At 63.9% G+C, this 5447-nt stretch carries 5 protein-coding genes and 1 pseudogene; 5 read left to right on the top strand and 1 reads right to left on the bottom strand.

The window, feature by feature from the left end; all coding sequences use genetic code 11:
- Both QZT63_RS04725 and QZT63_RS04730 read left to right on the top strand, forming a co-directional pair.
- Positions 1-447 (top strand): ATP-binding protein (locus QZT63_RS04725; protein ID WP_290649033.1); only part of this gene is annotated, 447 nt, incomplete at its 5' end.
- Positions 444-767 carry a hypothetical protein gene (locus tag QZT63_RS04730; RefSeq protein WP_290649034.1) on the top strand — a complete coding sequence of 108 codons (324 nt, stop codon included), beginning with the start codon at positions 444-446 and terminating at the stop codon, positions 765-767. The genes QZT63_RS04725 and QZT63_RS04730, both read left to right, overlap by 4 nt.
- A gap of 156 nt (positions 768-923) precedes the next feature.
- Here QZT63_RS04730 and QZT63_RS04735 read toward each other — a convergent pair.
- Positions 924-1838: pseudogene (locus QZT63_RS04735) on the bottom strand (IS21 family transposase); the annotation flags it as partial.
- Between the two features lie 141 nt (positions 1839-1979).
- Between QZT63_RS04735 and QZT63_RS04740 the strand changes: the two are divergent.
- Genes QZT63_RS04740 through QZT63_RS04750 form a run of 3 tightly spaced genes read left to right on the top strand, consistent with a single transcriptional unit; the run spans position 1980 to position 5241 of the window.
- A complete protein-coding gene (locus tag QZT63_RS04740; protein WP_290649036.1) occupies positions 1980-3242 on the top strand; it encodes a tyrosine-type recombinase/integrase in 1263 nt (420 codons plus the stop codon).
- Positions 3239-4228 (top strand): tyrosine-type recombinase/integrase, encoded by a 990-nt coding sequence (locus QZT63_RS04745; protein ID WP_290649038.1) that lies wholly within the window; start codon positions 3239-3241, stop codon positions 4226-4228. Before QZT63_RS04740 ends, QZT63_RS04745 begins: the two co-directional genes overlap by 4 nt.
- Positions 4225-5241, top strand: a complete 1017-nt coding sequence (locus QZT63_RS04750; RefSeq protein WP_290649039.1) for a tyrosine-type recombinase/integrase — start codon at positions 4225-4227, stop codon at positions 5239-5241. The genes QZT63_RS04745 and QZT63_RS04750 overlap by 4 nt, the downstream gene beginning before the upstream one ends.
- Positions 5242-5447 lie beyond the last annotated feature (206 nt).

Below are 5447 nucleotides of genomic sequence, written 5' to 3' on the forward strand. Positions count from 1 at the left end.
AACCTGCTGCTCACCGGCCCCACCGGCACCGGCAAGACCTACCTCGCCTGCGCGCTCGGCAACCAGGCCTGCCGCCAGGGCCTGTCCACGCGCTACGTCCGCCTCCCGCGGCTGCTCGAGCACATCCACATCGCCCACGCCGATGGCTCCTACCCGCGGCTGATGCAGCAGCTCTCGCGTACCGAACTGCTCATCCTCGACGACTGGGCCATCGCGCCGCTGACCGCCAGCCAGCGTCAGGACCTCATGGAACTCATCGAGGACCGCCACGGCCTGCGCTCGACGCTGATCGCCAGCCAGCTCCCCGTCGAGCACTGGCACGACTACCTCGGCGAGCCCACTCTCGCCGACGCCATCCTCGACCGCCTGCTCCACAACGCCCACCGCCTGCCCCTGAAAGGCGCCTCCATGCGCCAGACCACCCGCACCCAGGAGACCGACCAATGAACAAGGCAATGGACCGCAACACCCGCTTCCATCTACGCCTGGGACAACGGCGCACCACCGCCAACCTGGATACACTGCTATCCAGCTACCTCGCCATCCGTCTGGGCTACCCGCCCGAAACACCCCAGGCCCATCAGGTGGTGCGCCGCTGGCTCCAGGACCGCCTGGATGACCACAACGACCCGGGTCGCGTCGCGGTCAGTCAGTGGCTCCAGCGGGAAGTCCTCACCGCCCTGGTGGATACACAGATATCCAGTGACTACGCCAACTGGCTGCTCGACGGCACGCCACCACCATCGCCGAGACTTGACCCATCGTGACCGATCAAGCTCAATGAACACGGCCCAGCACACACCGCGCCGCGCATCGGTCACGAACAGCGGAATCAGCGGTCACGTTCACCGGAATACGCATGAGGCGCAACTCTCTGAGTTTCTCCAGCGTGGGGTGGGTCAGCATGGTGGCTCTCCTGTGGCTCAGTGGTAGTACCCGGCGCCGCGGATATGGGCGTGGGCGATGGGGGTTGTGGTGTCCTGCTCAGCGTCTTCGGGCAGGGGCTTGCGATCGAGGCCCTGGCGCAGGATGGACTCGAGGCTTTTGTAGCTCAGCGCGCCGATGTGCAGGGCGCGCTGGCAGGCCGCCTCCAGGCGCCCGGCGCCATGGTTCTTGCCCAGGCGCATGATGCCGAGCGCCGAGCGAAAGCCCTGCTGCGGGTGGGCGCGGCGCTCGAGGATGGTCGCGATCACGGTGGCGGTGGCCGGCCCGGTCTTCTCGGCCCAGTTGATCAGCCGCTGGGGTGTCCACTCGGCGTAGTGGCGGTGGGCCGCTGGCATGTGCTCGGTGACGGTGGTGTGGCGCCCCTTGAGCGCGCAGCGGCGATGGCTGGCGACGCGGGCGCCGCGGTGGAAGCACTCCACGGTCTGCGCGGTCAGCCGCACCTCGATCTGCTTTTTCACCAGTTGGTAAGGCACCGAGTAGTAGTGGCCGTCCACCTCGACGTGGTAGTCGATATGCACCCGCGCCTTTTTCCACTCGGCGTAGACATAGGGTTCAGCCGGCAGGGGCTGCAACGCCGGGCGATCCAGGCTCTCGAAGAGTTCCCGGCGAGAGCCAGGCAACTTCTTGAATGCCCGGGCATTGAGCCGCTCGAGAAGCTCGGCAATCGCGGCGTTGAGTTCGGGGAGTGAGAAGAACTGGCGGTTGCGCAGCGCGGCGAGTATCCACCTCTCTACGAGTTGGACGCCCAGTTCAGCCCTGGATTTATCCCGTGGGCGTCTGGGACGCGCTGGGACAACCGCGACGCCATAGTGGCTCGCTAGGGCCTGATAAGTCGGGTTGAGATCGGGCTCGTAACGGTGCGCCTTGTGCACGCCGCTTTTGAGATTATCGGGGTTATGTTCCCGAGCGCGTTATGTTGCCGCACGGGGTGCAACCCTCTGATTAATCGGGTGATGGCGAACATAAAGGCCACAAAACGACGGGCGCCATTTTAGCTCATGATCTCCTTTCCCCATCTCAGAAAGGAGATTGTCATGTTAGAGCGTTACTTCGCTAAGCCCGATACCATTGATGCGATCCGTGCTTCATGGATTGGGGAGCCCATCGGATGGTACGTGGCGTGGCTGGCAGAGCAGGGCTATAGCGTTAGGACGATCACGCGGCGGGTCCCTATCCTGATGCAGTTCGGTACGTTTGCGCGCGATCGTGGCGCGACGTGCTGGAGCGAACTGCCGTCCCATGTCGAGGCCTTTGTGCAACACTGGGTCAAGGCTCACGCCAAGAATGCGTGGCAGGCGACGCAATGGGTGGGCAATGATGCACGGACCCCGACCGAGCAGTTGCTGTCTCTAATCGTGCCTGGTTTCCATGGGAGGGGTCGTCGGCGCACCTGCCGGGAGCCCTTCTTGGAGCAGGCACCCGGGTTCTTCGTTTATCTGCGCGAGGAGCGGGGTCTGCGTGAGCGCTCTATCTGGCACTATGGCCACTATCTGCGCAGCCTGGAAGCCTACTTGGCGCGAATCAATGTCTCGTGTCTGGCCGAGCTGACCCCGGCGGTACTCAGCGCTTTTGTCGTGGAGAGCGGTCGCCGACTGAGCCCGCATTCCATGACCGGCTTATGCAGCACGCTTCGGGTGTTCTTGCGCTATCTGCACCGCGAGCAGCTGATCAGCCGCGATCTCGGCGCAACCGTTGAGTCGCCGCGCCGGTATCAGTTGGCCGATGTCCCCCGCTCGATTTCCTGGGACGATGTCCGGCGCATGCTTGGCGTCGTCGACCGGCGCACTGCGCTGGGCAAGCGCGACTACGCGATTTTGTTGCTGCTCATCACCTATGGCCTGCGCGGCTATGAGGTGGCCGGATTGACGCTGGAGCATATCGACTGGAAGCGCGAGCGCCTGTTGGTGCCGCAGCGCAAGGCGGGCCACACCACGGCCTACCCCCTGTCGGCTTTGGTGGGTGAGGCGATACTCGACTACCTGCAGTCGGCGCGTCCCAGCACCGAGCAGCGGCAACTGTTCTTCCGTGTCCTGGCGCCCGTATGTCCGGTGACCCCGGTTACCGTGGCCAACCGCGCGACCCACTATTTGCGCAAGGCAGGCATCCGCGTGCGCCGCCCGGGATCCCACACCCTGCGCCACACCTGTGTGCAGCGACTGGTGGACGCCGAGTTCAACTTCAAGGTCATCGGCGATTACGTCGGTCACGCATCGCCGAGTTCAACGCGCATCTACTCCAAGGTGGATGTGGAGACCCTGCGCGAGGTAGCGCTGGGCCACGAGGAGGTGCTGCCATGAGCACCTCACTTCACAGTGTCCTCGGCGAGGACATCGCCGCCTACGTGGGCTACAAGCGAGCACTGGGCCGCAAGTTTGATACCGAAGAGCGCGCCTTGCGATTACTCGACCGGTTCCTGGTCCGAGAATCGGTGACCGATGCTGCGGCATTGCAACCGGCGTTGATCGAGGCGTTTCTCGCCTCGCGCCCACGCGCTCGCCCGCGTAGCTACAATCACCTGTTGGGCGTGCTGCGCTGTTTCTTTGACTGGCAGTTGATCCAGGAGCGCATGGAGCATTCCCCCGTTCGCGTGCGCCCGCGGCAGGTGACCTCCCAGCTTCGTCCCTTCCTGTTCGAACCGGCCCAGGTGGAACAACTCCTGGGGCTGGCAGCACAGCTTCCCGACCGTCCTCGGGCACCATATCGCGGTGGCGTCTACCGGTTGATCTTCTCACTGATGTACGGCTTGGGCTTGCGCGTCGGCGAGATTGTGCGGCTGCGTTGTCGCGATGTCGATGATCGACGCGCCCTGCTGGTGATCGACAAGAGCAAGTTCGGCAAGACGCGTTTGGTGCCCTTCGGTCCGCGCATGGCACAGCACATCGCAGCCTATTGCGAACAGGGCATCGACAAGTACGGCCCCTGGCAGCCGGATGACCCGTTATTTGCCTTCAGCGTTGCTCCCGTGCGCAAGCCGATACGCACCGAGACCGTGAGCCAGACATTCCACCATCTCATGCCGGCGCTCAACCTGCATGTCCCACCCGGTGTAGGCACACCCCGCCTGCATTGCTTACGCCATTCCTTCGCGGTCGCCACCTTGCTGCGCTGGTACCGCAGCGGTGTGGACCCCAATCGACGGCTGTTTCAACTCTCAACCTTTATGGGTCATGCCGACCCAGCCTCGACTGCTTGGTATCTGACCATCACGGAAGCCCTGCTGAAGGAGGCGAGCCGGCGCTTCGAACGCTTCGCCGTTCCCTGTGATAAGGAGGTCCTGCCATGACCGATCGACTGGGAGGTCTGCTCTTTGCCTACTTGGAGGATCACCTAAAGTGTCAACGGGGGCTGCGTCCGGCGAGCATCCGCAGTTACCAAGAGGGCGTGCGCTTGTTCCTGCAGTTCCTCGCGAAGGACAAGCGCTGCAAAATCACCCGCCTGGCATTGTCCGATCTCACCGGCGCGCGTGTGCGCCGTTTCCTGCAGGCCCTTGAACAAGAGCGGGGTAATGGGGCGAGGACTCGCAACCAGCGACTGGCGGCGGTGCGCAGCTTCTTTGAGTACCTGGCCGACCGCGAGCCCTGCGTGTTGGGCGAGGCCCAGCGAGTTGCCTGCATTCCCGTCAAACGCGCGCCGCCTTGTGAGACGCTGTATCTCGAGCGCGACGAGATCAGTGCCCTGTTCGCCGCTCTCCCTAGTGCGGGCCCGCTGGCCGTGCGCGACCAGGCCTTGCTGCACTTCCTTTACAACACAGGGGCGCGCGTCCAGGAGGCGGCGGATCTGCGTGTATCACACTTGGAACTCGGTTCCGAAGCTCGGGCCCGGCTGCACGGCAAAGGCGACAAATGGCGGATTTGCCCCTTGTGGTCGCGAACCGCGGACGTATTGGAGCGCTTGCTGGAGCATAATCGGAAGCACCGCAACCCCGAAGACGCGGTCTTCCTCGCCCGCAACGGTACGCCGCTGACCCGCTTCGGCATCTACAAGCTCGTGCGGCGCCATACCGCCAAGGTGGTGAAGAAAAGCGCCGATGGCACACCGCGTCCCATCTCGCCCCATGTTCTTCGCCATACCACCGCCGTGCATTTGCTCGAGGCCGGTGTTGAGGTGAACGTGATCCGAGCCTGGCTCGGACACGTCAGCCTGGAGACGACCAACCGCTACGCCGAGATCAACATGCGGATAAAGGTGGATGCGCTTCGCACCTGCGAGCCTGTGTGGGATTCTCCCCCGGCGTCCCCCCGAAAGCCCATATGGCACAAGAATCCAGAGCTGTTGCAATGGCTCGAATCCCTGTGATCGTTATGTGCCCTTGGGCGCGCGCTCCCCCAAGCGCTTCAATCGCTTGCCCGACCAAGGCAACATAACGCGCTCGGGAACATAAGCCCGACAACCTCAAGGCGGCCGTCACCCGGGCGCAACGCTATGACCCGCAGCTCAACGTCGCCTATGCCGACCTCGCGCAGCACTACGGCTTCGCCGTGGTCCCGGCGCGGGTGGGCAAG

It is taken from the genome of Aquisalimonas sp., assembly GCF_007120195.1.
In the GTDB taxonomy this organism is placed as follows: domain Bacteria; phylum Pseudomonadota; class Gammaproteobacteria; order Nitrococcales; family Aquisalimonadaceae; genus Aquisalimonas.

Bases quoted from the DNA above. Each gene is read 5' to 3' on its own strand.
- QZT63_RS04730 (WP_290649034.1), top strand. From the start codon at position 444: ATGAACAAGGCAATGGACCGCAACACCCGCTTCCATCTACGCCTGGGA.
- QZT63_RS04740 (WP_290649036.1), top strand. From the start codon at position 1,980: ATGTTAGAGCGTTACTTCGCTAAGCCCGATACCATTGATGCGATCCGT.
- QZT63_RS04745 (WP_290649038.1), top strand. From the start codon at position 3,239: ATGAGCACCTCACTTCACAGTGTCCTCGGCGAGGACATCGCCGCCTAC.
- QZT63_RS04750 (WP_290649039.1), top strand. From the start codon at position 4,225: ATGACCGATCGACTGGGAGGTCTGCTCTTTGCCTACTTGGAGGATCAC.